This window comes from Pseudomonas frederiksbergensis, assembly GCF_003732275.1.
Classification (GTDB): Bacteria; Pseudomonadota; Gammaproteobacteria; order Pseudomonadales; family Pseudomonadaceae; genus Aquipseudomonas; species Aquipseudomonas frederiksbergensis_H.
This window is the reverse complement of sequence record NZ_MOBM01000019.1, coordinates 314,314-337,653: the sequence shown is the minus strand read 5'-3', so window position 1 is coordinate 337,653 and position 23,340 is coordinate 314,314. Positions and strand designations below refer to the sequence as shown.

Genomic DNA, 23,340 nt, shown 5'->3' with positions numbered 1-23,340 from the left:
TCCTGATAGCGCCACAGAACCTTGTGGGAGCGGGCTTGCCCGCGAAGGGGCCGGGTCATTCAGCGCATGACTGGCAGGCAATAAAAAGCCCCGCTCTTCTTTCGAAGGCGAGGCTTTTGGGTGTTGCTACACGATCAGAACAAATCGATCGGCGCTGCCTCGTCCGCAGGCAACGGGCTGCCCGGCACATTACCGTTACCCAGCTCGTTCACCGACGGTGGTGTGTCTTCGGCCTTGAACAGTTCGAAGTAGGCGCCTGGCGTGCTTGGGGTGGCTGCACGGCCGCTGATCGGGTCGACGCGCAGGCTGAGAATGCCTTCAGGTTCTGGCTGAGTATGGGGTGGTCGGCCTTTGAGGGCGGCACCCATGTAGTTCATCCAGATCGGCAGGGCGACAGTGCCGCCGAACTCGCGTTTGCCCAGGCTTTCCGGCTGGTCGAAGCCAGTCCAGACGGTGGTCACATAATCGGCGTTGTAGCCGGAGAACCAGGCGTCCTTGGATTCGTTGGTGGTGCCGGTCTTGCCCGCAATGTCGCTGCGACCCAAGGCCAACGCACGGCGGCCGGTACCGAGTTTGATCACGTCCTCAAGCATGCTGTTGAGGATGTAGGTGGTGCGGCCATCGACGATGCGCTCGGCCACGGCTGGCGCTTGTGGCGCTGGCTGGGCGCTCGGCGCTTCGCCTGGGGTGGCGTTGACCGTGAAGGTGTCGGAGGCCGGCACGGCGATGCCATCGCTGGCTACGGCGCCTTTCGGAACACTCGGCGGGTTGGCGACGAATAGCGTGTCACCGTTGCGGCTTTCAATCTTGTCGATGATGTACGGGGTGATTTTGTAGCCGCCGTTGGCAAAGGTGCTCCAGCCGGTGGCGATTTCCATTGGTGTCAGGGTCGCGGTACCCAAGGCCAGAGACAGGTTGCGCGGCAGGTCCTGCTTGTTGAAGCCGAATTTGCTGATGTAGTCGATGGTGCGGTCGACACCCAGCGCTTGCAGCAGGCGGATCGATACCAGGTTGCGCGACTTGTAGAGCGCTTCACGCATGCGGATCGGGCCGAGGAAGGTGTTGGTGTCGTTCTTCGGACGCCAGACCTTGTCCAGATACTCGTCGACGAACACGATCGGTGCGTCGTTCACCAGGCTGGCGGCGGTATAGCCGTTGTCCAGTGCGGCGCTGTAGACGAACGGCTTGAAGCTCGAACCCGGCTGACGCTTGGCCTGCATGGCGCGGTTGTAGTTGCTCTGCTCGAAGGCGAAACCACCGACCAACGAACGAATGGCGCCGTTCTGCGGGTCGAGGGAAACCAGTGCGCCCTGGGCCTGCGGAATCTGGCTGAATTTGAGCGAATTGTCTGGCTGACGCTGCACGCGAATCAGATCACCGACCTGCGCGACATCCGACGGCTGCTTCGGATTGGCGCCCATGCTGTTGGTGTTCAGGAAGGGGCGAGCCCACTTCATGGTGTCCCAGGCGACGTGTTCTTCGCCGGTGCGGGTCAGCACCTGCACGCCGTTCTTGTCGACCTGGGTCACGATCGCCGGTTCCAGGCTGCTGATGGTCCGCTGCTTGGTCAGCTCCAGGGCCCAGGCCTCTCGGGTTTTACCCGGCAGGCGTGACTCGGGGCCGCGATAACCGTGCCGTTGATCGTAGGTCATCAAGCCTTCGTGAACCGCGCTGTTGGCCATCTCCTGCAAATCGCTCGGCACCGTGGTGGTGACACGGAAGCCTTCGGTGTACGCATCGCTGCCATAGCGGCCGACCATTTCGGCGCGGGCCATTTCGGCGATGTACGGTGCATTCACTTCCGGGGTCGGCACATGGTAGCTGGCGTTCAGCGGCTCATTGATCGCAGTGGTGTAGTCGGCTTCGGTGATCTTGCCGAGCTTGTACATGCGCCCAAGGATCCAGTCGCGACGCTCCTTGCTGCGGGCCGGGTTGGCCAGCGGGTTGAAGCGTGACGGGGCTTTTGGCAGGCCGGCGATCATCGCCATCTGCGCCAGGCTGACGTCACGAATCGACTTTCCGTAATAGACCTGCGCCGCCGCCTCGATGCCATAGGCGCGGTTGCCCAGATAGATCTTGTTGACGTACAGCTCGAGGATCTCGTCCTTGGTCAGCTGTCGTTCGATCTGCAGCGCCAGGAGGATTTCGGTGGTTTTACGCGAGAAGCTGCGTTCGCTGGTCAGGAAGAAGTTCTTCGCCACCTGCATGGTGATGGTGCTGCCGCCGGACTGAATGTGTCCGCTTTTTACCAGTTGGGTAGCGGCACGCATCAGGCTGCTGGGATCGACGCCGTAGTGGTTGGCGAAATTGTCGTCTTCAGCACTTAGTAACGCATTAATGAAATTGGGGGGAATGTCGGCGAAACGGATTGGCGTACGGCGCATTTCGCCAAATTCTGCGATCAACTTGTTGTCGCTGCTGTACACCCGCAACGGAATCTGCAACTGAATACTTCTCAGCGCCTCCACGGATGGCAATCCGGGGCTAAGGTAAAGAAAAGCGCCGCTCAGACCCAGGAGCAGTCCGCAGAAAACGGCGACGATGGACCAACCGAAAAATTTCAGCAGACGAATCAAGGCTTTTGGATATCCAGGGCAAAGAATGAATTAGGCATCAGGGTTCAGGCTATATAGAGAATGACCCGCGCTTGCAGTGAAAGCGGAAAAAACGCTCGGCATTATAAGCATTTTTCCGTCGGGGGCGTCATTTGCGCTTCTGTCAAGACGGGGGGTATTGAACGCAATGGATATTACAGAGTCCGTAACTCACGGATAGTCATAGGGAATTGGTAGTGCTAGGACTCTTCAATAAAAAAGCCAATACGCTTTTGGGGATCGACATCAGCTCCACGTCGGTGAAGCTACTGGAGCTAAGTCGCCAGGGCGACCGCTATCGGGTCGAGGCCTATGCGGTCGAACCGCTGCCCGCCAGTGCCGTGGTCGAGAAAAATATCGCCGAGCTCGAAGGCGTAGGGCAGGCTCTTGCGCGGGTGCTATCCAAGGCCAAAACCAGCATCAGGAACGTTGCCGTGGCGGTGGCCGGTTCGGCAGTGATCACCAAGACCATTGAGATGGACGCCGGTCTTTCCGACGACGAGATGGAAAACCAGCTGAAGATCGAGGCCGATCAGTACATTCCTTATCCATTGGATGAAGTGGCGATCGATTTCGAAGTGCAGGGCGTGTCGCCGCGCAACCCCGAACGGGTCAATGTGCTGCTGGCGGCCTGTCGCAAGGAAAACGTCGAGGTCCGCGAAGCGGCCCTGGCTCTGGCCGGGCTGACCGCGCGAGTGGTCGATGTCGAAGCCTATGCCCTGGAGCGATCGTTCGGCCTGCTGGCAACCCAGTTGGCCGCCTCTCAGGAGCGTCTGACCGTGGCGGTGGTCGATATCGGTGCCACCATGACCACCCTGAGCGTGCTGCACAACGGGCGGATCATCTACACCCGCGAACAATTATTCGGCGGCCGTCAATTGACGGAAGAGATCCAGCGTCGTTATGGCCTGACGGTCGAGCAGGCGGGGCTGGCGAAGAAGCAGGGCGGTTTGCCGGATGATTACGTCAACGAGGTCTTGCAGCCGTTTCGTGATGCGTTGGTGCAACAGGTGTCGCGTTCGTTGCAGTTTTTCTTTGCCTCCGGCCAGTACAACTCGGTCGATCACATCCTCTTGGCCGGCGGCACCGCCTCGGTCTCCGGGCTGGAGCGCTTGATCGAGCAGCGACTGGGTACGCCGACCCAGGTCGCCAATCCATTCTCCAACATGACCCTGAGCAGCAAGGTCAACGCCGGAGCCCTGGCGAGCGATGCCCCGGCACTGATGATTGCCTGCGGGCTGGCCCTCAGGAGTTTCGACTGATGGCGCGGATCAATCTTTTACCCTGGCGTGAAGAGTTGCGCGAAGGGCGTCGCAAGCGCTTTTTACTGGCGTTGGTCGGTGTGCTGGTGGGGTCAGTGGGGGCATTGCTGATCGCGGACCAGGTCATTAACGGCGCCATTGATCGGCAAGTTGCGCGTAACGATTACATCAGCAAGCAGATTGCCGTGGTCGACGAGCGGATCAAGCAGATCAGCGACTTGAAGGCCCGTCGACAGCAACTCGTCGAGCGCATGCGCATTATTCAGGACCTGCAAGGCAACCGGCCGATCAGCGGGAGGATTTTCGATCAATTGGCGCGTACTTTGCCCGAAGGAGTTTATTTCACCGAGGTGAAAATGGTCGGCAAGACGTTGTCCATCACCGGCGCGGCGGAGTCCAACAATCGTGTTTCGGATCTGATGCGCAATCTTGATGCCTCCGACTGGTTCGATGCACCCAATCTTACGGAAGTCAAAGCGACCACCGCCGGACAGCTGGATCAGGCCAATGTTTTTCAATTGACCGTCCGTCAGACTCAGCCCGCAGTTGTGGGGGGCGCTAAATGAAGCTGTCCGAATGGTTCGAAGGGTTGCGCCAGATCGACATCAACGATCTGGACACCAACAACATGGGTTCCTGGCCACCGGCGATCAAGGTCCTGGCGAGTGTCCTGCTGATGGTTCTGGTACTGGCCCTGGGCTACAGCTTCTTGATCAGCGATCTGCAAAACCACCTGGAACTCAGGCGTGAGGAAGAGACGACGCTCAGGGAGCAATTCGCGACCAAAGCCCATATGGCGGCGAATCTGGAGCTGTATACCCAGCAGATGAAGGAAATGGAGAACTCTTTCGGCATGCTATTACGGCAATTGCCCAGCGACACCGAAGTGCCCGGCCTGCTGGAGGACATCACCCGCACCGGTCTGGGCAGCGGCCTTGAGTTCGAAGAAATCAAGCTGCTCCCGGAGGTCACCCAGCAGTTCTACATCGAGCTGCCTATCCAGATCACCGTCACTGGCGCTTATCACGACCTGGCCACTTTCGTCAGCGGTGTGGCCGGGCTGCCGCGGATCGTCACCCTGCATGACTTCGACCTGGCGCCGGCCAATCCTGATGGCCCGAAGTTGCGCATGAGCATCCTTGCCAAGACCTATCGCTACAACGACAAGGGGTTGCAGAAATGAACCCTATTCGTTGCCTGTCGATGGTTTTGTGTCTGGTCATCCTGGCCGGTTGTGGCGGCGACAATGATTTAAGCGACCTGGACGCCTATTTGAACGAAGTGCGCCTGCGTGCCCCCGGCAAAATTGAACCAACGCCGACATTCCGGTCTTACCCGACATTCACCTACAACGCTGCCAACCTGCGTAGCCCGTTCTCCCGGCAGGTCAGAGTCGATCTGGCCGGTCAGAAGCGCGGCTCGCGTAACGTCAAGCCCGACCCCACCCGGGTCAAGCAGTACCTCGAAGGTTTCAACATCGAGCAATTTGAAATGGTCGGCACGATCTCCAATGCAGCTGGCTCCTTTGCGCTGTTGCGCGGGGCGGGCGGCGTGCATCGGCTGAAAGTCGGCGATTACCTGGGGCGTAACGATGGGCGGATCGTCGCCATCAGCGGTACGCAAGTCGACGTGGTCGAAATCGTTCCCGATGGCGAAGGTGCCTGGCTGGAACGGCCGCGAACCATCCCTTTGAAAGAGCACTCATAGTGGAACTCGAATAATGAACAGGATTTTCTCAACCTTCGGTATTTCGCTATGGATAGCGTTTCTGTCGCCGATGGTAGTGGCGGCCAACCTCAAAGCGCTGGATGTCGCCGCGCTGCCCGGTGACCGTGTCGAGTTGAAGTTGTCGTTCGATGGGCCGCCACCGCAGCCCCACGGTTACACGACAGAGCAGCCTGCGCGGATTGCGCTGGACTTGCCGGGGGTCACCAGTCAGTTGGCGAACAAGAACCAGGATCTGGGCGGCGGCAATGCCCGCAGCGCCACGGTAGTGGAGGCCAAGGACCGCACACGGCTGATCATCAGCCTGACTCAATTGACTCCGTACAACACCCGCGTCGAAGGCAACAATCTGTTCGTGGTTGTCGGGCAAGGGGCTGGTAGCAAGGCGCCCAAACCGGCCGTCAGCGCACCGCGCGCAGCCACTGCGACGCCAGCGCCTGCCAGGGTCAATGCGCCTGTGGGCAAAGCCATTCGGGGCGTGGATTTCCAGCGCGGCACCCAGGGTGAAGGCAATGTGGTCATTGATCTGTCGGATCCGTCGATCGCCCCGGACATCCAGGAACGCGATGGCAAAATCATCGTCGGTTTCACCAAGACCCAACTGCCTGAACGGTTGCGTGTACGTCTCGACGTCAAGGATTTCGCTACGCCGGTGCAGTTCGTCAACGCCAGCGCCACGGGCGATCGGGCCATTATCAGTATCGAACCCAGTGGCGCCTTCGATTATTCGACCTATCAGACCGACAACAAACTGACCGTCAGCATTCGGGCGATGACTGTCGATGACTTGCAGAAGCGCAACACTGAACGCTTTGCCTACACCGGCGAAAAACTCTCGCTGAATTTTCAGGACATTGATGTGCGCTCGGTGCTGCAGCTGATCGCCGATTTCACCAACCTCAATCTGGTGGCCAGCGACACGGTGCAGGGTGGCATCACGTTGCGTCTGCAGAATGTGCCGTGGGATCAGGCGCTGGACCTGGTGTTGAAAACCAAAGGTCTGGATAAGCGCAAGATTGGTAACGTGCTGCTGGTGGCGCCGGCTGATGAAATCGCTGCCCGAGAGCGTCAGGAACTGGAATCGCAGAAGCAGATCTCCGAACTGGCGCCTCTGCGTCGCGAGCTGTTACAGGTCAACTACGCCAAGGCCGCCGATATCGCCAAGCTGTTCCAGTCAGTGACCAGCGCCGAAGCGAAAGTCGACGAGCGAGGTTCAATCACTGTCGATGAGCGGACCAACAACATCATTGCCTACCAGACCCAGGATCGCCTCGACGAACTGCGTCGTATCGTTGCGCAGCTGGATATTCCGGTGCGTCAGGTGATGATCGAGGCGCGCATCGTTGAGGCCAACGTCGATTACGACAAAAGCCTTGGCGTACGCTGGGGTGGTTCGGCGCAGAAGGGCAACTGGAACACGTCCGGAGTCAACGGCTCTTCGACCACCATTGGAACGCCGGGCAGCACCAGTACCAACTCGCCGTTCGTCGACCTGGGAACCTCTGCCAATACTTCGGGGATCGGCATCGCCTTCATTACCGACAATGTGCTGCTGGACCTTGAGCTTTCGGCCATGGAGAAAACCGGCAACGGGGAAATCGTCTCGCAGCCCAAGGTGGTCACGTCCGACAAGGAAACCGCGAAAATCCTCAAGGGCACCGAGATTCCCTATCAGGAAGCCAGCTCCAGCGGCGCCACCTCGGTGTCATTCAAGGAAGCTTCGCTGTCCCTGGAAGTGACCCCGCAGATCACACCAGACAACCGCATCATCATGGAGGTCAAGGTTACCAAGGACGAACCGGACTACCTGAACAAAGTGCAGGATGTACCGCCGATCAAGAAAAACGAGGTCAACGCCAAGGTGTTGGTTAACGACGGCGAGACCATCGTCATTGGTGGGGTTTTCTCAAATACTCAGAGCAAGGTTGTAGATAAGGTGCCATTTCTCGGTGATGTGCCGTATCTTGGCCGCCTTTTCCGGCGTGACGTGGTTTCGGAGAAAAAATCCGAGCTGCTGGTATTTCTCACTCCGCGTATCATGAACAATCAGGCGATTGCTGTGAGTCATTGATTCTGTGCGAAATTTGATTCTTGTTGGACCGATGGGGGCTGGAAAAAGCACCATCGGCCGTTTGCTGGCCAAAGAGTTGCGCCTGCCGTTCAAAGATTCCGATAAGGAAATTGAATTGCGCACGGGCGCTAATATCCCGTGGATTTTCGATAAGGAAGGCGAACCGGGCTTTCGTGACCGCGAGCAGGCGATGATTGCCGAGCTGTGCGCATTTGACGGCGTGGTGTTGGCGACCGGTGGCGGCGCGGTAATGCGCGAAGCCAATCGTCGAGCGCTGCACGCCGGTGGTCGGGTGGTCTATCTGCATGCGTCTGTCGAGCAGCAAGTCGGCCGAACGGCTCGCGACCGCAATCGGCCACTGTTGCGCACCGCCGATCCGGCCAAGACCCTGCGGGACTTGCTGGCGATCCGTGATCCGCTGTATCGGGAGATCGCCGATCTGGTGGTGGAAACCGATGAGCGGCCACCGCGGATGGTGGTGCTCGACATTCTCGAACGCTTGCAGCAACTACCGCCCCGTTAATGCGCGGCGCGAAATGCGCTATCCTCGGCGTCCTGTCGCAGCCGCTCAAGGTTGTGGCGGCTGACTACCGAACGGCGTCACACCAGCAGGCGCCATGGAATTCGTAAACTCAAGGCGGGATGCCTGATTCCATCTTCACTGTGGGGACACATGCAGACACTCAAGGTCGATCTAGGCGAGCGCAGCTACCCGATTCATATTGGCGAAGGTTTGTTGGATCAGCCTGAGTTGCTGGTCCCGCATATCCGCGGGCGGCAGGTGGCGATCATCTCCAACGAGACCGTCGCGCCGCTCTACCTCGAGCGTCTGACCCGCAGTCTTGCGCAGTTCTCGGTGATCTCCGTGGTGCTGCCCGACGGCGAAGCCTTCAAGACCTGGGAAACCCTGCAACTGATTTTCGACGGCCTGCTGACTGCACGGCATGATCGCCGCACCACGGTAATCGCCCTCGGTGGCGGCGTGATCGGTGACATGGCTGGTTTTGCGGCCGCCTGCTACCAGCGAGGCGTCGATTTCATCCAGATACCGACCACGTTGTTGTCGCAAGTCGACTCCTCGGTGGGCGGCAAGACCGGGATCAATCACCCGCAGGGCAAGAACATGGTCGGCGCCTTCTATCAGCCCAACGTGGTGCTGATCGATACCGCCACCCTCAACACCTTGCCGCCCCGCGAACTGTCCGCCGGGCTGGCGGAAGTCATCAAATACGGGCTGATCTGCGACGAGCCATTCCTGACCTGGCTCGAAGAAAACGTCGATCGCCTGCGAGCGCTTGACCAGACCGCCCTGACTTACGCCATCGAACGCTCCTGCGCGGCCAAGGCTGCGGTGGTCGGTGCCGACGAAAAAGAGACGGGCGTACGTGCCACGTTGAATCTGGGCCACACCTTCGGCCACGCGATCGAAACCCATATGGGCTATGGTGTCTGGCTTCATGGTGAAGCAGTCGCTGCTGGCACCGTAATGGCTTTGGAAATGTCCGCGCGCCTGGGCTGGATCAGCGAACAGGAGCGTGATCGCGGTATTCGCCTGTTCCAGCGTGCCGGCCTCCCGGTCATTCCGCCGGAAGAGATGACCGAAGCCGATTTTCTCGAACACATGGCAATTGACAAGAAAGTGATCGACGGTCGTTTGCGCCTGGTGCTGCTGCGCCACATGGGCGAAGCAGTGGTGACCGACGATTATCCGAAAGAGGTTTTACAGGCCACGCTAGGGGCGGATTACCGCGCTCTGGCTCAGCTTAAAGGTTAATAAGATCCCAATGACTAGTTTGCATGCCGACGAGGCTTTCCTCGGCCATTACCAGTTAAGTCATGACCCTTTCGCTCCACGGGTGCCTGGCTTCAAATTTTTCCCGGCCCAGCGCAAACCGGTGCTGGGGCAACTGCATCATCTGGCCCGTTACAGCCAATTGTTGCTGGTGGTCACTGGCCCTCAAGGCAGCGGCAAAACCCTGTTGCGTCAGGCCCTGGTGGCCAGCACCAACAAACAGTCAGTACAGAGCGTGGTGGTTTCCGCCCGTGGTGCCGGCGATGCCGCCGGTATGCTGCGTCAGGTGGCGCAGGCGCTGAACGTCGAGCAGGCCGAAATCGGCGCCATCCTGGCCCAAGTGGTACAGCTTGCCCTCACAGGGCAGGAAGTCTATTTGCTGGTGGATGATGCCGAGCAACTCGACGAATCCGCGCTGGAAGCCTTGCTGGCTTTGGCCGCTGGTGCGCCGGAAGGTCGCCCGCACGTGTTCCTGTTCGGGGAGTCCTCGCTGATTGCCCAACTTGAAGCGCTGAGCCTGGAGGAAGAGCGCTTCCACGTCATCGAGTTGCAGCCTTATACCGAAGAAGAAACCCGCGAATATCTGGACCAGCGTCTTGAAGGCGCCGGCCGGGGTATCGAACTTTTTACCGCGGATCAGATCTCTGATATTCACGAAAGCTCCGACGGTTGGCCTGGCACCATCAACCAGGTCGCCCGCGATGCAATGATCGAAGCCATGATTGCCAGCCGCTCAGCGGTGAAGCGTCCAAGTATGGGGTTCAACATGCCGAAGAAACACGTATTGGCGATTTCCGCTGTTGTCGTGGTCGCGGTAGCTGCCGCCTGGTTGATGCCGGGTCGCAGCAAAGCGCCGACCACCGGCGCGCCAGCCAACGAACAGGCGCAACTGCCGCTGGGCCAGGGCACGCCACAACCTAACAGCGGTGGCGCTCCATCCGTCGAATTCGCCGGAAATTCGCAACCGATGCCGTTGCCGTTGGTCGGCAACTCGCAGCCGGTGATGCGTGGCCCGTTGGCCGAAGCGGCCGGTGGTATCACCGAAGGCGACGACGGCGTGCCGGTCGAAGGTTCCAGCGCTACACCGCCAACCGTGACCACGACTGCGCCGCCTGCCGGCATCCAGCCGGGCCCCGCGCCAACGCCTGCCGCCAAACCGGTTCCAGCGCCGACTCAGGTCGCTACCGCCAAGCCAGCACCTGCACCTGTTGCCAAACCGGCTCCAGCGCCCGCCAAGCCGGTCGCCGCCGCCAAACCTGCCGAGAAGCCAGCCGCCGTGGCCAAAGCCGCCGGTGGCAGCTGGTACGCAGGCCAGGCGCCGGGTAACTACGTGGTGCAAATCCTTGGCACCAGCTCCGAATCGGCCGCGCAAAGCTTCGTCAAGGAGCAGGGCGGCGAGTACCGTTATTTCAAGAAAGTACTCAACGGCAAGCCGCTTTACGTCATCACCTACGGTAGTTTCGCCAACCGCGATGCAGCCGTTACCGCCATCAAGGCCTTGCCAGCGAAGGTTCAGGCTGGTAAACCTTGGCCTCGCACTGTCGCCAGCGTCCAACAGGAACTGGCAACAACTCGCTGAAGATTCGGCGGCCTTACCCAGGCCGCCTCTCCAAGCACCTCAAAATTTCTGCAAGCGCATGCCGCCTTTAGGGTCTGTTGGCGCTTGCTGACGACCGCGTTGCGCGCCAACGCGTGCGAGGCTGCGTTGCGGGATTTGCCAAGGGAAGAGCCATGGCATCGCAACGCGGTTCGTCAGCAAGCACCAACAAACCCTGGGCCGCGTGCCTTGTGGTGTCTGCGTCGCAGTAGTCTTTGAGTCGTTGCGGTCAAAATTAAAAAAAGTTTTGACTAGCACAGCATATCGCTTTAAACCTTTCACAAATGCGACATAGATTTGCGACATTTCGTCGTCAAATTTGTGAGCCTCCGTGTCGGTGTGTACAATGACCTCCCTTTTGCCCCCGCAAAGCTGGCGTACGTTCGGTGTGGATGGTAACTGGCTGAATTGAAAAGAAATTTGCTTCGATAAGAGGCAGCCTGGTGAGAAAGTGTCTATGAAAGCAGGTCTGTACCAACCAGATGAATTCAAGGATAACTGCGGTTTCGGCCTGATAGCCCATATGCAGGGCGAGCCCAGTCATACCCTTTTGCAAACGGCCATTGAGGCCCTGACCTGCATGACCCACCGCGGTGGGATCAACGCCGACGGCAAGACCGGTGACGGTTGCGGTCTGCTGATTCAAAAGCCGGATGTATTCCTGCGTGCGATCGCCCAGGAAACCTTCGGCGTCGAACTGCCCAAGCAATATGCCGTGGGCATGGTTTTCTTCAACCAGGACCCGGTCAAAGCCGAAGCCGCTCGCGAGAACATGAACCGCGAGCTCCTGGCCGAAGGCCTGACCCTGGTCGGCTGGCGCAAAGTGCCGATCGACACCAGCGTCCTCGGCCGCCTGGCCCTCGAGCGCCTGCCGCAGATCGAACAAGTGTTCATCGGTGGTGAAGGCCTGAGCGATCAGGACATGGCGATCAAGCTGTTCAGCGCCCGTCGTCGTTCATCCGTGGCCAACGCCGCCGACGTCGATCACTACATCTGCAGCTTTTCCCACAAGACCATCATTTATAAAGGCCTGATGATGCCGGCGGATTTGACCGCCTTCTATCCAGACCTGAGTGACCAGCGCCTGCAAACCTCGATCTGCGTGTTCCACCAGCGCTTTTCGACCAACACTCTGCCGAAATGGCCGCTGGCGCAGCCGTTCCGCTTCCTCGCCCACAACGGCGAGATCAACACCATCACCGGCAACCGCAACTGGGCTCAGGCCCGTCGCACCAAGTTCACCAACGATCTGATGGATCTGGAAGAACTCGGCCCGCTGGTCAACCGTGTAGGTTCCGACTCTTCCAGCATGGACAACATGCTCGAGTTGATGGTCACCGGTGGCATCGACCTGTTCCGTGGTGTGCGGATGATCATTCCGCCTGCGTGGCAGAACGTCGAAACCATGGACCCGGATCTGCGTGCGTTCTACGAATACAACTCGATGCACATGGAGCCGTGGGACGGTCCGGCCGGCGTGGTCATGACCGACGGTCGTTACGCGGTGTGCCTGCTCGACCGTAACGGTCTGCGTCCAGCGCGTTGGGTTACCACCAAGAATGGCTTCATTACCCTGGCCTCGGAAATCGGTGTCTGGAACTACCAGCCTGAAGACGTGATCGCCAAGGGCCGTGTCGGTCCGGGCCAGATCTTTGCCGTGGACACCGAAACCGGTCAGATCCTCGACACCGATGCCATCGACAACCGTTTGAAGTCCCGTCATCCGTACAAGCAATGGCTGCGCAAGAATGCTCTGCGCATCCAGGCGACCATGGAAGACAACGACCATGGTTCGGCGTTTTACGACGTCGATCAGCTCAAGCAATATATGAAGATGTATCAGGTCACGTTCGAAGAGCGCGACCAGGTGCTGCGTCCGCTCGGCGAACAAGGCTACGAAGCCGTTGGCTCGATGGGCGACGATACGCCGATGGCCGTGCTGTCCCAGCGCGTGCGCACGCCGTACGATTATTTCCGTCAGCAGTTCGCGCAGGTGACCAACCCGCCGATCGACCCGCTGCGTGAAGCCATCGTCATGTCGCTGGAAATCTGCCTCGGTGCCGAGCGCAACATTTTCCAGGAGTCGCCGGAACACGCCTCGCGCGTGATCCTCAGCTCGCCGGTCATTTCCCCGGCCAAGTGGCGCTCGCTGATGAACCTCGATCGTCCGGGCTTCGAACGCCAGATCATCGACCTCAACTACGACGAGAGCGTCGGCCTTGAAGCTGCGGTGCGCAATGTTGCCGATCAGGCTGAAGAAGCCGTTCGCGCCGGTCGCACCCAGATCGTGCTGAGTGACCGTCACATCGCCCCGGGCAAGTTGCCGATCCACGCTTCGCTCGCCACCGGCGCGGTGCATCACCGCCTGACCGAAAAAGGCCTGCGTTGCGACTCCAACATCCTGGTGGAAACCGCTACCGCTCGCGATCCGCATCACTTCGCGGTGCTGATTGGTTTCGGTGCCTCGGCGGTCTATCCGTTCCTGGCTTACGAAGTGCTGGGCGACCTGATCCGTACCGGTGAAGTGCTGGGCGACCTCTATGAGGTGTTCAAGAACTACCGTAAAGGCATCACCAAAGGCTTGCTGAAGATCCTGTCGAAGATGGGCATCTCCACCATCGCGTCCTATCGCGGTGCGCAACTGTTCGAGGCGATCGGCCTGTCCGAAGAAGTCTGCGACCTGAGCTTCCGTGGCGTTCCAAGCCGCATCAAGGGCGCGCGTTTCGTCGACATCGAAGCCGAGCAGAAAGCCCTCGCGGCCGAAGCCTGGAGCCCGCGCAAGCCAATCCAGCAAGGCGGCCTGCTGAAGTTCGTCCACGGTGGCGAATATCACGCCTACAACCCGGACGTGGTCAGCACCCTGCAAGCCGCTGTGCAGCAGGGCGACTACAGCAAGTTCAAGGAATACACGGCGCTGGTGGATAACCGTCCGGTGTCGATGATCCGCGACCTGTTCAAGGTCAAGACCCTGGACACGCCGCTGAACATCAGCGAGATCGAACCGCTGGAATCGGTGCTCAAACGCTTCGACTCCGCGGGCATCTCCCTCGGTGCTCTGTCGCCGGAGGCTCACGAAGCCCTGGCCGAAGCCATGAACCGCCTCGGCGCGCGTTCCAACTCCGGCGAAGGCGGCGAAGACCCGGCGCGCTACGGCACCATCAAGAGCTCGAAAATCAAGCAGGTTGCCACTGGCCGTTTCGGTGTGACCCCGGAATACCTGGTCAACGCTGAAGTGCTGCAGATCAAGGTCGCCCAAGGCGCCAAGCCCGGCGAAGGTGGTCAGCTGCCTGGCGGCAAGGTCAACGGTCTGATCGCCAAGCTGCGCTACGCAGTGCCGGGCGTGACCCTGATTTCGCCTCCGCCGCACCACGACATCTATTCGATCGAAGACTTGTCGCAGCTGATTTTCGACCTGAAACAAGTCAACCCGAAGGCGCTGGTCTCGGTGAAGCTGGTAGCAGAAGCGGGCGTCGGCACTATCGCCGCCGGTGTGGCCAAGGCCTACGCGGACTTGATCACCATTTCCGGCTACGACGGCGGCACCGGTGCATCGCCACTGACCTCGATCAAGTACGCGGGCGCTCCATGGGAACTCGGCTTGGCCGAAACCCACCAGACCCTGCGCGGCAACGACCTGCGCGGCAAGGTCCGGGTGCAGACCGACGGCGGCCTGAAAACCGGCCTCGACGTGATCAAGGCCGCGATCCTCGGCGCCGAAAGCTTCGGCTTCGGCACCGCGCCAATGATCGCCCTGGGCTGCAAATACCTGCGTATTTGCCACCTGAACAACTGCGCCACCGGCGTTGCGACTCAGAACGAGAAGCTGCGCAAGGATCACTACATCGGTACCGTCGATATGGTGGTGAATTTCTTCACCTACGTCGCCGAAGAAACCCGTGAGTGGCTGGCCAAGCTGGGCGTGCGCTCCCTCGAAGAGCTGATCGGCCGTACCGATCTGCTGGAAATCCTCGAAGGCCAGACCGCCAAGCAAAACCACCTGGACCTGACCCCGTTGCTCGGCAGCGATCACATCCCGGCAGACAAGCCTCAATTCTGCCAGGTCGACCGCAACCCGCCGTTCGACAAAGGTTTGCTGGCCGAGAAAATGGTCGACCTGGCCACTTCGGCCATCAACGACATGAGCGGCGCCGATTTCGCCCTGGATATCTGCAACTGCGACCGTTCCATCGGCGCACGGATCTCCGGTGAAATCGCTCGCAAGCACGGCAACCAGGGCATGGCCAACGCGCCGATCACCTTCCGCTTCAAAGGCACGGCGGGTCAGAGCTTTGGTGTGTGGAACGCCGGCGGCCTGAACATGTACCTGGAAGGCGACGCCAACGACTACGTCGGCAAAGGCATGACCGGCGGCAAACTGGTCATCGTTCCGCCGAAGGGCAGCATCTACAAGACTCAGGACAGCGCCATTATCGGCAACACCTGCCTGTATGGCGCCACCGGGGGCAAGCTGTTCGCCGCCGGTACCGCGGGCGAGCGTTTCGCGGTGCGTAACTCCGGTGCTCACACCGTCGTGGAAGGCACTGGCGATCACTGCTGCGAGTACATGACCGGTGGTTTCGTCTGCGTGTTGGGCAAGACCGGTTACAACTTCGGCTCAGGCATGACCGGCGGTTTCGCCTACGTGCTCGACCAGGACAACACCTTCGTTGACCGGGTCAACCACGAACTGGTGGAAATCCAGCGGATCAGCGGTGAGGCGATGGAAGCCTATCGCAGCCACCTGCAACGCGTGCTGAACGAATACGTCGAGGAAACCGACAGCGAGTGGGGTCGTAACCTCGCTGAAAACCTCGATGACTATCTGCGTCGTTTCTGGCTGGTCAAGCCCAAGGCTGCCAACCTGAAATCGTTGCTTTCCAGCACCCGTGCCAACCCGCAGTGATATGCGCCTGAAGAGTTTGATGAGGTTTTAACAATGGCTGAACGTCTGAATAACGACTTCCAGTTCATCGATGTCGGGCGCAAAGATCCGAAGAAGAAACTGTTGCGTCAACGCAAGAAAGAGTTCGTGGAAATCTACGAACCGTTCAAACCCCAGCAGTCGGCCGACCAGGCCCACCGCTGCCTGGGTTGCGGTAACCCGTATTGCGAATGGAAGTGCCCGGTGCATAACTTCATTCCCAACTGGCTCAAGCTGGTGGCCGAGGGCAACATCCTCGCCGCCGCCGAGCTGTCGCACCAGACCAACACCCTGCCGGAAGTCTGCGGCCGGGTTTGTCCCCAGGATCGTCTGTGCGAGGGTGCCTGCACCCTGAACGACGGTTTTGGTGCGGTGACCATTGGTTCGGTGGAGAAGTACATCACCGATACCGCGTTCGCCATGGGCTGGCGCCCGGACATGTCCAAGGTCAAGCCGACCGGCAAGCGTGTCGCGGTTATCGGCGCGGGCCCTGCCGGTCTGGGCTGTGCCGACGTGCTGGTACGTGGTGGCGTGACCCCGGTGGTGTTCGACAAGAACCCGGAAATCGGCGGTCTGCTGACCTTCGGGATCCCCGAGTTCAAGCTGGAAAAGACGGTGCTGAGCAATCGCCGCGAAGTCTTCACCGGCATGGGCATCGAGTTCCGCCTGAACACCGAAATCGGCAAGGACGTGACCATCGAGCAACTGCTCGAAGAATACGATGCCGTGTTCATGGGCATGGGCACCTACACCTACATGAAGGGCGGTTTTGCCGGTGAAGATCTGCCGGGCGTGTATGACGCGCTCGACTTCCTGATCGCCAACGTCAACCGCAACCTGGGCTTTGAAAAGTCGCCGGAAGATTTCGTCGACATGAAAGGCAAGAAGGTCGTGGTGCTGGGTGGCGGCGACACGGCGATGGACTGCAACCGTACTTCGATTCGTCAGGGCGCCAAGTCGGTGACCTGTGCGTATCGTCGTGACGAAGCGAACATGCCAGGCTCGCGTAAAGAGGTGAAGAACGCCAAGGAAGAAGGCGTGAAATTCCTCTACAACCGCCAGCCGATCGCTATCGTGGGTGAAGATCGTGTCGAAGGCGTGAAGGTGGTCGAGACCCGTCTCGGCGAGCCGGACGCCCGTGGCCGTCGCAGCCCCGAGCCGATCCCGGGCTCCGAAGAGATCATCCCGGCCGACGCCGTGGTCATCGCCTTCGGCTTCCGTCCAAGCCCGGCGTCGTGGTTCGAGCAGTTCAGCATCCAGACTGACAGCCAGGGCCGCGTCGTGGCGCCGGAACAAGGTCAGTACAAGCACCAGACCAGCAACCCGAAAATCTTCGCCGGTGGCGACATGGTGCGCGGTTCCGACCTGGTGGTTACTGCCATCTTCGAAGGCCGCAATGCCGCTGAAGGGATCCTGGATTACCTGGGCGTCTGACCGAACGACGTAAAAACCTGTGGGAGCGAGCCTGCTCGCGATTTACGGTAGATCAGTCAGCAGAGATGTTGAATGTGAAGCCCTCATCGCGAGCAGGCTCGCTCCCACATTGGTTTCAGGGTGTTACCAAAAACGGTATTCCACCGCGACAAATTGACCCGATAGACAAAAGGAACGGCTCTTACCGTGCCTTTTGCGTCGCGCTCTGAGAAAATGCCCGCACTTTTTTTCCGGATGCCGACATGACTGCCCTGAAGAACGACCGTTTCCTTCGCGCCCTGCTCAAGCAACCCGTAGACGTCACCCCTGTGTGGATGATGCGTCAGGCCGGTCGCTACCTGCCTGAATACCGCGCCAGCCGTGCCAAGGCCGGTGACTTCATGAGCTTGTGCATGAACCCGGCGTTCGCTTGCGAAGTCACGATGCAGCCGCTCGACCGCTATCCGCAACTGGACGCGGCGATCCTCTTCTCCGACATCCTGACCATCCCCGATGCCATGGGCCAAGGCCTGTACTTCGAGACCGGTGAAGGTCCGCGCTTCAAAAAAGTCATCAGCACCCTGGCCGACATCGAAGCCCTGCCGATTCCTGATCCGCACAAAGACCTCGGCTACGTCATGGACGCGGTCAGTACCATCCGTCGCGAACTGAACGGCCGCGTGCCGTTGATCGGCTTCTCCGGCAGCCCATGGACCCTGGCCACCTACATGGTCGAAGGCGGTTCGTCGAAAGACTTCCGCAAGACCAAGGCCATGCTCTACGACAACCCGCAAGCCATGCACCTGCTGCTGGACAAGCTCGCGCAGTCGGTCACTTCGTACCTCAACGGCCAGATCATGGCTGGCGCGCAAGCGGTGCAGATCTTCGACACTTGGGGCGGCAACCTCTCCGCAGCGGCCTATCAGGAATTCTCCCTGGCCTACATGCGCAAAATCGTCAGCGGCCTGATCCGCGAACACGAAGGCCGCAAAGTGCCGGTCATCCTGTTCACCAAGAATGGCGGCCTGTGGCTGGAAAGCATTGCCGACGCTGGCGCGGATGCGCTGGGCCTGGACTGGACCTGCGACATTGGCGAAGCCCGTCTGCGTGTCGGCAGCAAAGTCGCCCTGCAAGGAAACATGGACCCGACCGTGCTCTACGCGAAACCTGAAGCCATTCGCGCCGAAGTCGGACGGATCCTCGCCAGCTACGGCAAAGGCAGCGGCCACGTGTTCAACCTCGGTCATGGCATCACGCCGGAAGTCGACCCAGAGCATGCTGGCGCCTTCCTGCGCGCGGTGCATGAATTGTCGGCGCAGTATCACGAGTGATAGCAGTCCGATAAAAAGTCCCCGCTTTTCTGTGGGAGCGAGCCTGCTCGCGATAGCGGTATAACAGTCAACTTAGATGTTGGATGTTATGACCCTTCGCGAGCAGGCTCGCTCCCACAGTTGTTTGTGGCTGACCGGATATTGCCGTCAGGCTTTCACATTTTCCAACGGCGGCAACTTCGCCAGCTTCAACGCCACCAACAACGCAATTACCAACAACCCGCCAATAAACAACCCGATCCCGTTCCATCCACCCAAGTGCCAGGCCACACCGCCCGCCGTACCCGCGATACTTGACCCGGCGTAATAGCTGAACAGGTACAGCGACGACGCCTGTCCTCTGGCCTTGATCGCACGACGGCCGATCCAGCTACTGGCCACCGAATGCGCCCCGAAGAAGCCGAAGGTAAAGATCAGCATGCCGAGAATCACCAGCGGTAACGGCGTGAACATGGTCAGAGCGATGCCCGCGAGCATCACCACAATGGTTGCCCAGAGCACTTTGCGCCGGCCGAGTTGGTCGGCCAGGGCGCCGATTTTCGCCGAGCTATAGATGCCCGACAGGTACACCACCGAAAGCAGCCCGACAAACGCCTGATCCATGTGATACGGCTCGGCCAGCAAGCGATAGCCGATGTAGTTGAACAGCGTGACGAACGCACCCATCAGCACGAACGCCTCAAGGAACAGCAGTGGTAGACCGGCATCGCGAAAGTGCATGGTGAAGCCGTCCAGCAAGCTGCGCGGATGCAGCGAGCGGGCGCGGAAGTTGCGCGATTCCGGGAGGATCTTCCAGAACACCGCCGCGGCAATCAGCGCCAGGCCACCAATGACCAGCATCGCCGTGTGCCAGCTGACGAAGTCGATCAATACCCCGACGATCAACCGTCCACACATGCCGCCGATGGCGTTGCCACCGATGTACAAGCCCATGGCCAGGCCCAGGTGCTGCGGGTGGATCTCTTCGCTCAGGTAAGTCATTGCGACCGCCGCCAGACCGCTCAACGACAGCCCCACCAGCGCCCGCATCACCAGCACGCCTTGCCAGCTCGGGATCATTGCGCTGGCCATGGTGCAGAGCGCGGCGGCGAACAGCGCGGCGACCATCACCGGCTTACGCCCGATGCGATCAGAGATGGGGCCGGTGATCAGCAAGCCGATAGCGAGCATGCCGGTGGCGACCGACAGGATCAGGCTGCTCTGGGCCGCGTTGATGGAAAACTCGCGGGACAGCAGCGGCATCATCGGCTGCACGCAGTACAGCAGGGCAAAGGTCGCGAAACCGCCCGAGAACAGCGCCAGCACCGTGCGCATAAACATCGGTGTGCCTTTCTCGATGTAGATCTCGCTTGGCTCAATGACGACGTCGTCCAGTGGAGTGGGCGGAATTTCATGGGCGAGTGGAGCGACAGCAGTTTTCACTTCGAACCTCGGAGGGGCGCAGCCGGTCAGGCAATGAAAAAATCATATAGCTGCCTAATGATTCAATCCAATATATTGTTCGACCTGTTTGATAGGTTTTACGACCTAATGGAGTTTTCATGGAATTGCGCCACCTGCGCTACTTCATCGCCGTCGCCGAAGAACTGCATTTCGGCCGCGCCGCCCAGGTGTTGGGCATCTCGCAGCCGCCGCTGAGCCAACAGATTCAGGCACTGGAGCAGGAGGTCGGTGCCCGGTTATTCGAACGGACCAATCGTCGGGTCGAACTCAGTGAGGCCGGTCGGCTGTTTCTGGAAGAGGCGCGGTTGGTGCTGGCTCAAGTCGACAAAGCGGCGGACGTTGCGCGGCGGGCACAACTCGGAGAGTTGGGTGAACTGAAGATCGGCTTCACCTCGTCGGCCCCATTCAACTCGACCATCCCTCAGGCGATCTTTTCGTTTCGCCAGCGCTTCCCGGCGGTGCATCTCAACTTGCGGGAGATGAGCAGCACCCAGGTCGCCGATGCGTTGGTGGACGAATCAATCGAAGTCGGCATCATGCGGCCGCTGGGCTTGCCGGACTCACTCAGCGTGGTGGAACTGATGCGCGAGCCGCTGGTGGCAGGTGCTCAGCGCCAAGCATCCGTTGGTGAGCGGCAGTGAAGACGGTTTATTCCTCTCGGCCCTTGCCCTCGAACCGTTCGTATTTTTCCTGCGTAGCTATGGCAGTGGTTTGTACGCACAGCTGCTCAGCCTGGCGCGGGATGTCGGGTTCAGCCCGCACTTCGCGCAAGAGGCTGGCGAGGCGATGACCATCATCGGGCTGGTGGCGGCAGGTTTGGGGGTGTCGGTGTTGCCGGCGTCGTATCAGCGGATGCGTATTGATGGCGTGGTCTACCGCCCATTGCTCGATCCGGCGGCCGTGTCGGCAGTGTGGCTGGTACAGCGCAAGGATCAGAAGTCGCCGATGGCAAAGGCGTTTGTGGAGTTGCTGACGCGTAAGGTTGAGCCTCTGAAGCCGTAACTACGGGTGACCCCAGTGAGGTCACCCGTTCTTCTTCACCAGGCACTACACCGACTGCACCTGCACCTGCACCTGCAATCGTCGCCCGATGACATTCATGAAATCGTAACCATCGCGCAATGATTTCGCTAACACTCGCACCAGCTAGTATCACTGGGCTGTTTGCGTTTGCTGAGCTTTGTTTTGTTCCGCCAGTGCTATCGCTTTGAAATCATAGGTCGGATAGAACTCGGTTCTGTAACTTCCCCACGCTGTATTTTCAAGTGCAAGGTTTACTTCAGCAAGACGGGAGGCTGGGAAGCGCACTGTGACGACTTGTCCGATACCCATCATTATGTTCCAACTGACAATCTCTACGCCCGCAGGTGGAAATGCCTTATAGAAACCTTGCTTGGTAAGTTGAGCCTTTAGTTCGCCCAATGGCCGTGACTGATCGTGCTTTAAAAATATTGTCAGCATGACGGCATTGTCTGGCGTAGCAACGGCACTTTTTGCAGAGGAATTTGTTGTGGACTGCGCATTGACAACGCCGCAGAAGACCGAGGATATCAATAGCGTAAATGCAAGAAGTGTTTTGAGTGATTTCTGCATATTGAAATTCCATGTTTTATTAGGAAGTAATATTGGTTTTCAAGCGGTGACGCTACTCCGGCGGAACTGCTTGGATCATTTAGTGTGCTATGGGCGACTGGTTTCAGTTTTTGATATTTGTATCTGGTTTAATGGCGGACTGTGTTTCTACTGCACCGGTGTAAGGGGTATGAACTACATAGATACGCACTAGAGGGTTAGTGTCTATCATGTCGCGAGGTACTTCGCGAGAATATGTGAATTCATTGGGGTTCAACTTTTCCAATCGCCTGACCACGGTTTTGGTTGGCCCGACATCGGGCACTAAAATGTGGGTTTTTTGATCGCCAGTGACAAAAAAGTAACCTCCACCTCCATTGTCGTACTTTGATTTTCCCGTATCGGTGTAAAAGAACTCATAGCGATTGCGTTCGGGATCCCACGTCGATATCCCGACCACGCCAGGATAATTCGCTTTTACGTCCGTTTGTGGTGCCCCCTCTATATAGACTTTTGTTGTCAGCCATCGAGGGGAGGATGCCAGAGCCCGAGTATCGGCAGTGGCGGGGGCTTGTTGCGCAAAACTACCCAAAGAACAAAACAATGCCGCAAGAAGCAGGAATGTAGAAGTAATATTATTTTTTTGCATGCGGATAACTCCTTATCTGCTTTTGTGGGTTGCTCGCTATTAATTATCAAAATTCAATGCGTGAAAAGTATAGGATGGGAATGGGAGGGGTCAATAGTGGGGTAATGACTTGTAATGGTTCGGCGTTTCTTTTTTGAAGTAATATTTTGTCGCACTTGTTTTTAATGTGTTGGTTGTCGGAGTTTACCCATATGTCGAAGTTACAAGGCTGACTGTAGGACGTTTCCGAAATGACATACTCCGTTTTCCTGATGTTTCATTTATTTGCCGAGGACTCAGATGTGGCGAGCCCGTTGCTTGATTCAGAGGTTCGGCGGTGTGATTAATGCAGCGCAGGATCAGAAATCGCCGATGGCAGGGCGTTTGTGGAGTTGCTGACGCGTAAAGTGTTTAAAAGATCGCAGCCTTCGGTAGCTCCTACGCCGATCTATGTAGGAGCTGCCGAAGGCTGCGATCTTTTGATCCTCGGTAATACCTGAATGTGTCGCGGCTAGTCCGCGCCGGGCGTTACTGAACCTTCGCCAAATCCCCTTTCAACGCAACGCCCGCCATGAGCGCCCCAGCGTGGCACTCATAGGTCTTGGCATCCTTGCGCTCATTACTTTTGTAGAAACTGACGATATTGGTCACGGCATTGGCACCGGCGTTCTTCGCTGCCTGATGCAGGCTGATGATTGCCGATTGCGCGACCCATTCGCAGGCCACGTCGTCAGACTTGTTGAAGGCGTTGGTTTTCTTGTTGGTCACGGCACCTGCGCTGAGTACGGTGACGTTGCCAGCCGGGGTATTGCCTGCCAGGTAGAACTTTACGCTGCCATCGATTTTGCCGGCGCGGGTTGCTTCGGCGACTGCTTTGTCAAAAGGCAGATACACCGCGGTGTCACGGGCCTGGCTGATGCTCGGCATTGCGCAGATCAGCAGGGTGGCGACGGCAGCGAGTTTCTTGAAGTGCATGGAGGTCTCCTTGACC

At 58.9% G+C, this 23,340-nt stretch carries 16 protein-coding genes and 1 pseudogene; 12 read left to right on the top strand and 5 right to left on the bottom strand.

Features of this window, described 5'->3' with window-relative positions:
* Positions 1-134 precede the first annotated feature (134 nt).
* The gene (locus BK662_RS15530) at positions 135-2,573 is read right to left on the bottom strand and encodes a penicillin-binding protein 1A (RefSeq protein WP_375538998.1); all 2,439 of its coding nucleotides are present in this window, start codon (positions 2,571-2,573) and stop codon (positions 135-137) included.
* Positions 2,574-2,791: 218 nt separating this feature from the next.
* On the opposite strand from BK662_RS15530, the gene BK662_RS15525 reads away from it, so the two are divergent.
* The 11 genes from BK662_RS15525 to hemE all read left to right on the top strand — a co-directional run bounded on the left by BK662_RS15525 (position 2,792) and on the right by hemE (position 18,706).
* Entirely contained in the window at positions 2,792-3,856 is a 1,065-nt protein-coding gene (locus BK662_RS15525) for a pilus assembly protein PilM (protein ID WP_123358785.1), read from the top strand.
* Positions 3,856-4,422, top strand: a complete 567-nt coding sequence (locus tag BK662_RS15520; RefSeq protein WP_123358784.1) for a PilN domain-containing protein — start codon at positions 3,856-3,858, stop codon at positions 4,420-4,422. The genes BK662_RS15525 and BK662_RS15520 overlap by 1 nt, the downstream gene beginning before the upstream one ends.
* Positions 4,419-5,039: a type 4a pilus biogenesis protein PilO gene (pilO, locus tag BK662_RS15515; RefSeq protein WP_123358783.1), complete on the top strand. Its 621-nt coding sequence runs from the start codon at positions 4,419-4,421 to the stop codon at positions 5,037-5,039. The genes BK662_RS15520 and pilO overlap by 4 nt, the downstream gene beginning before the upstream one ends.
* Positions 5,036-5,563 carry a pilus assembly protein PilP gene (locus BK662_RS15510; protein ID WP_123358782.1) on the top strand — a complete coding sequence of 176 codons (528 nt, stop codon included), beginning with the start codon at positions 5,036-5,038 and terminating at the stop codon, positions 5,561-5,563. Before pilO ends, BK662_RS15510 begins: the two co-directional genes overlap by 4 nt.
* 13 nt (positions 5,564-5,576) lie before the next feature.
* On the top strand, positions 5,577-7,652 hold the full coding sequence (locus BK662_RS15505) for a type IV pilus secretin PilQ (RefSeq protein WP_123358781.1): 2,076 nt from the start codon (positions 5,577-5,579) through the stop codon (positions 7,650-7,652).
* 4 nt (positions 7,653-7,656) lie between these two features.
* Positions 7,657-8,175: a shikimate kinase AroK gene (aroK, locus tag BK662_RS15500; RefSeq protein ID WP_052965071.1), complete on the top strand. Its 519-nt coding sequence runs from the start codon at positions 7,657-7,659 to the stop codon at positions 8,173-8,175.
* A 150-nt stretch (positions 8,176-8,325) separates the two neighbouring features.
* Positions 8,326-9,426 carry a 3-dehydroquinate synthase gene (aroB, locus tag BK662_RS15495; RefSeq protein WP_123358780.1) on the top strand — a complete coding sequence of 367 codons (1,101 nt, stop codon included), beginning with the start codon at positions 8,326-8,328 and terminating at the stop codon, positions 9,424-9,426.
* A gap of 10 nt (positions 9,427-9,436) precedes the next feature.
* Positions 9,437-11,023, top strand: a complete 1,587-nt coding sequence (locus BK662_RS15490) for an SPOR domain-containing protein (RefSeq protein ID WP_123358779.1) — start codon at positions 9,437-9,439, stop codon at positions 11,021-11,023.
* 475 nt (positions 11,024-11,498) lie between these two features.
* Positions 11,499-15,944 carry a glutamate synthase large subunit gene (gltB, locus tag BK662_RS15480; protein WP_123358778.1) on the top strand — a complete coding sequence of 1,482 codons (4,446 nt, stop codon included), beginning with the start codon at positions 11,499-11,501 and terminating at the stop codon, positions 15,942-15,944.
* A gap of 33 nt (positions 15,945-15,977) precedes the next feature.
* Positions 15,978-17,396, top strand: coding sequence for a glutamate synthase small subunit GltD family protein (locus BK662_RS15475; protein WP_052965075.1), 1,419 nt, complete (start codon positions 15,978-15,980; stop codon positions 17,394-17,396).
* Positions 17,397-17,638: 242 nt separating this feature from the next.
* On the top strand, positions 17,639-18,706 hold the full coding sequence (gene hemE / locus BK662_RS15470; protein WP_123358777.1) for a uroporphyrinogen decarboxylase: 1,068 nt from the start codon (positions 17,639-17,641) through the stop codon (positions 18,704-18,706).
* A 147-nt stretch (positions 18,707-18,853) separates the two neighbouring features.
* Here the strand turns inward: hemE and BK662_RS15465 are convergent, their stop codons facing one another.
* A complete protein-coding gene (locus BK662_RS15465) occupies positions 18,854-20,095 on the bottom strand; it encodes an MFS transporter (RefSeq protein ID WP_375538997.1) in 1,242 nt (413 codons plus the stop codon).
* A gap of 152 nt (positions 20,096-20,247) precedes the next feature.
* Here BK662_RS15465 and BK662_RS15460 point away from each other — a divergent pair.
* Positions 20,248-21,151 (top strand): annotated as a pseudogene (locus BK662_RS15460) (LysR family transcriptional regulator).
* Positions 21,152-21,301: 150 nt separating this feature from the next.
* Here the strand turns inward: BK662_RS15460 and BK662_RS15455 are convergent.
* The 3 genes from BK662_RS15455 to BK662_RS15445 form a co-directional block, all read right to left on the bottom strand.
* Positions 21,302-21,742: a hypothetical protein gene (locus BK662_RS15455; RefSeq protein WP_123358775.1), complete on the bottom strand. Its 441-nt coding sequence runs from the start codon at positions 21,740-21,742 to the stop codon at positions 21,302-21,304.
* Positions 21,743-21,845: 103 nt separating this feature from the next.
* A complete protein-coding gene (locus BK662_RS15450; protein ID WP_123358774.1) occupies positions 21,846-22,370 on the bottom strand; it encodes a DUF4822 domain-containing protein in 525 nt (174 codons plus the stop codon).
* Positions 22,371-22,877: 507 nt separating this feature from the next.
* Positions 22,878-23,324 (bottom strand): excinuclease, encoded by a 447-nt coding sequence (locus BK662_RS15445; protein ID WP_123358773.1) that lies wholly within the window; start codon positions 23,322-23,324, stop codon positions 22,878-22,880.
* Between the last annotated feature and the right edge of the window lie 16 nt (positions 23,325-23,340).

What these genes read in the sequence shown, in the direction of transcription:
- BK662_RS15475 (WP_052965075.1), top strand. Translation starts at nt 15,978, where the DNA reads ATGGCTGAACGTCTGAATAACGACTTCCAGTTCATCGATGTCGGGCGC.
- BK662_RS15490 (WP_123358779.1), top strand. Translation starts at nt 9,437, where the DNA reads ATGACTAGTTTGCATGCCGACGAGGCTTTCCTCGGCCATTACCAGTTA.
- BK662_RS15520 (WP_123358784.1), top strand. Translation starts at nt 3,856, where the DNA reads ATGGCGCGGATCAATCTTTTACCCTGGCGTGAAGAGTTGCGCGAAGGG.
- gltB (WP_123358778.1), top strand. Translation starts at nt 11,499, where the DNA reads ATGAAAGCAGGTCTGTACCAACCAGATGAATTCAAGGATAACTGCGGT.
- BK662_RS15505 (WP_123358781.1), top strand. Translation starts at nt 5,577, where the DNA reads ATGAACAGGATTTTCTCAACCTTCGGTATTTCGCTATGGATAGCGTTT.
- BK662_RS15455 (WP_123358775.1), bottom strand. Translation starts at nt 21,742, where the DNA reads ATGCAGAAATCACTCAAAACACTTCTTGCATTTACGCTATTGATATCC.
- BK662_RS15450 (WP_123358774.1), bottom strand. Translation starts at nt 22,370, where the DNA reads ATGCAAAAAAATAATATTACTTCTACATTCCTGCTTCTTGCGGCATTG.
- pilO (WP_123358783.1), top strand. Translation starts at nt 4,419, where the DNA reads ATGAAGCTGTCCGAATGGTTCGAAGGGTTGCGCCAGATCGACATCAAC.
- aroB (WP_123358780.1), top strand. Translation starts at nt 8,326, where the DNA reads ATGCAGACACTCAAGGTCGATCTAGGCGAGCGCAGCTACCCGATTCAT.
- BK662_RS15445 (WP_123358773.1), bottom strand. Translation starts at nt 23,324, where the DNA reads ATGCACTTCAAGAAACTCGCTGCCGTCGCCACCCTGCTGATCTGCGCA.
- hemE (WP_123358777.1), top strand. Translation starts at nt 17,639, where the DNA reads ATGACTGCCCTGAAGAACGACCGTTTCCTTCGCGCCCTGCTCAAGCAA.
- BK662_RS15510 (WP_123358782.1), top strand. Translation starts at nt 5,036, where the DNA reads ATGAACCCTATTCGTTGCCTGTCGATGGTTTTGTGTCTGGTCATCCTG.